The organism is Methylorubrum podarium, assembly GCF_022179745.1.
GTDB classification, from domain to species: Bacteria; Pseudomonadota; Alphaproteobacteria; order Rhizobiales; family Beijerinckiaceae; genus Methylobacterium; species Methylobacterium podarium.
The window spans coordinates 1-3,240 of sequence record NZ_BPRD01000492.1; the positions used below are offsets into that span (position 1 = coordinate 1).

General features: G+C 67.5%; 2 protein-coding genes. Both read left to right on the plus strand.

The features are described from left to right. Positions 1-181 precede the first annotated feature (181 nt). Entirely contained in the window at positions 182-334 is a 153-nt protein-coding gene (locus tag MFF42_RS21685; RefSeq protein ID WP_012454889.1) for a DUF3096 domain-containing protein, read from the plus strand. Between the two features lie 242 nt (positions 335-576). Next, positions 577-3,240 (plus strand): pyruvate, phosphate dikinase (gene ppdK, locus MFF42_RS21690; protein ID WP_238257663.1); only part of this gene is annotated, 2,664 nt, incomplete at its 3' end.

A 3,240-nucleotide genomic window follows, 5' to 3' on the forward strand; every position in this document is an offset into this window, starting at 1 on the left:
CGTTGCGCTTCACCACGACGCGGGCGCCGACGGGGACGCGCTCGTGGTGAAGCGCAACGGCAAGTACCGCGTTTGATCCACCGCGTCTGATCCGGCCGGGTTCGGGGAACCTTTTGCGTTCCCCGAGCGTCGTTACCCTGCGGCCAAGCTTGGCCGCGGGATCGCGCTCGAACACCCGGCCATGACCATCACCCTCTCGCATCTCCAGCCGATCGTCGCGATCCTGGCGGGCATCCTGATCCTGATCGCGCCGCGGCTGCTGAACTACATCGTGGCGATCTATCTGATCGTCGTCGGGCTGATCGGGCTGGGCGTCCTTCGCCACTTCTCCTGACAGGGGGAAGCGGGAAGCGGTGGCCCGGCCTCTCTTTTGCAGCGCAACCTTTGCCGTCCCGCGCCCTTCCGCGCCGGGGCGCACTCCCCTTTTGGGATGCGCGCACTAAGCTCTGACAGAGCCCCCACATCGTCACTCCTCGTGGCGGAGCGACGTGAAGCTTATCCTTGCACTGCGACATGAGATGCGCCACGCCCGCGTGAGCGGCGCTTGGTCGCCAGATCCGTCCAGCGGAGAGACTGATGACGAAATGGGTCTATTCCTTCGGTGACGGCAAGGCCGAGGGCGAGGCGTCGATGCGCAATCTCCTCGGCGGCAAGGGCGCCAACCTCGCCGAGATGTCGAACCTCGGCCTTCCGGTGCCCCCCGGCTTCACCATCACCACGGAAGTCTGCACCTACTACTACCAGAACGGCGAGACCTACCCGGCGGAACTCGCCGACGAGGTGAAGGCCGCTCTCGACAAGGTCGGTGCGCTCACCGGCCGCCGCTTTGGCGACGCCGAGAAGCCCCTGCTCGTCTCGGTCCGCTCCGGCGCCCGCGCCTCGATGCCGGGCATGATGGACACCGTGCTCAATCTCGGCCTCAACGACACCACCGTCGAGGCGATGGCGAAGGACGCCGAGGACGAGCGCTTCGCCTACGATTCCTATCGCCGCTTCATCACGATGTACTCGAACGTCGTGCTCGGCGTGGAGCATCACGCCTTCGAGGAGGCGCTGGAGCACTACAAGGACGAGAAGGGCCTCAACCTCGACACCGAGCTGAAGGCCGACGACTGGAAGCACCTGATCGGCGTCTACAAGAAGATCGTCCGCGACGAGCACGGCTCCGACTTCCCGCAAAAGCCCGAGGACCAGCTCTGGGGCGCGATCGGCGCGGTGTTCGATTCCTGGATGATCCCGCGGGCCAAGAAGTATCGCGAGCTGAACAACATCCCCGAGAGCTGGGGCACGGCCGTCAACGTCCAGGCCATGGTGTTCGGCAACATGGGCGACACCTCGGCCACCGGCGTCGCCTTCACCCGCAACCCCTCCACCGGCGAGAGCGCGCTCTACGGCGAGTTCCTCATCAACGCCCAGGGCGAGGACGTGGTGGCGGGCATCCGCACGCCCCAGGACATCACCGAAAAGGCCCGCATCGAGGCAAAGAGCGAAAAGCCTTCGATGGAGAAGGCGATGCCCGAGAGCTTTTCCGAATTGACCCGCATCTACGGGATTCTGGAAAAGCACTACCGCGACATGCAGGACATGGAGTTCACCATCGAGCGGGGTAAGCTCTGGATGCTCCAGACCCGCAACGGCAAGCGCACCGCCAAGGCGGCCCTGCGCATCGCCGTGGAGCTCGCGGGCGAGGGCCTGATCTCGAAGGAGGAAGCGATCAAGCGCATCGAGCCCGGCGCCCTCGACCAGCTCCTGCACCCGACCATCGACCCGGATGCCGAGCGCAAGGTCATCGCCACCGGCCTGCCGGCTTCGCCGGGCGCCGCCGTCGGCGAGATCGTGTTCAACTCGGAAGCCGCGGAAGCCGCTAAGAAGGCCGAGCGCCGCTGCATCCTCGTGCGCATCGAGACCTCGCCCGAGGACATCCACGGCATGCACGCCGCCGAGGGCATCCTCACGACGCGCGGCGGCATGACCAGCCACGCGGCGGTGGTGGCCCGCGGCATGGGCAAGCCCTGCGTCTCCGGCGTCGGCTCGATCCGGATCGACTACAAGGCACAGACGCTCACCGTCGGCGGCGTGACCCTGAAGGCGGGCGACGTCATCACCATCGACGGCTCGACCGGCCAGGTGATCGAGGGCGAGGTCAAGATGCTCCAGCCGGAGCTGTCGGGCGACTTCGCCGCGCTGATGGAGTGGGCGGACGCGGTCCGCACCATGAAGGTGCGCACCAACGCCGACACCCCGGCCGACGCCCGCGCCGCTCGCAAGTTCGGCGCGGAAGGCATCGGCCTGTGCCGGACCGAGCACATGTTCTTCGAGGGCGACCGCATCGTCGCGGTGCGCGAGATGATCCTCTCGGACGATGCCGAGGGCCGTCGCAGCGCGCTCGCGAAGATCCTGCCCTACCAGCGCCAGGACTTCGCGGAGCTGTTCACGATCATGTCGGGCCTACCCGTCACAATCCGCCTGCTCGACCCGCCGCTGCACGAGTTCCTGCCGCATACCGACGAGGAGATCCGCGAGGTCCAGGCCGCGACCGGCATCCCGGAGGACAAGATCCGCAACCGCATCCGCGAACTCTCCGAGCACAACCCGATGCTCGGCTTCCGCGGCTGCCGGCTCGCCATCGCCTTCCCCGAGATCGCCGAGATGCAGGCCCGCGCGATCTTCGAGGCGGCGGTGCAGGCCGCCAAGGACACCGGCGCCCCGGTGACGCCGGAGGTGATGGTGCCGCTCGTCTTCACGCGGATGGAGTTCGACATCGTCAAGGCCCGGATCGACGCCATGGCCAAGGCCGTGACGGAGGAGACGGGGGCGAAGCTTGAATACCAGGTCGGCACGATGATCGAGCTGCCGCGGGCGGCGCTCAAGGCCGGCGAGATCGCCGAGACCGCGGAGTTCTTCTCCTTCGGCACCAACGATCTGACCCAGACGGCGCTCGGCATTTCCCGCGACGACGCCGCCACCTTCCTCGGGCCCTACACCCAGAAGGGCATCCTCTCGGTCGATCCGTTCGTGTCGATCGATCAGGAGGGCGTGGGCGAACTCGTGAAGATCGGCGCCGAGCGCGGCCGCGCCACCCGCGACGGGCTCAAGCTCGGCATCTGCGGCGAGCATGGCGGCGATCCGGCCTCGATCGGCTTCTGCCAGGAGGTCGGCCTCGACTACGTGTCCTGCTCGCCCTTCCGCGTGCCGATCGCCCGCCTCGCCGCGGCGCAGGCGGCGCTCGGCAAGGACGAC

What these genes read in the sequence shown, in the direction of transcription:
- MFF42_RS21685 (WP_012454889.1), top strand. Translation starts at nt 182, where the DNA reads ATGACCATCACCCTCTCGCATCTCCAGCCGATCGTCGCGATCCTGGCG.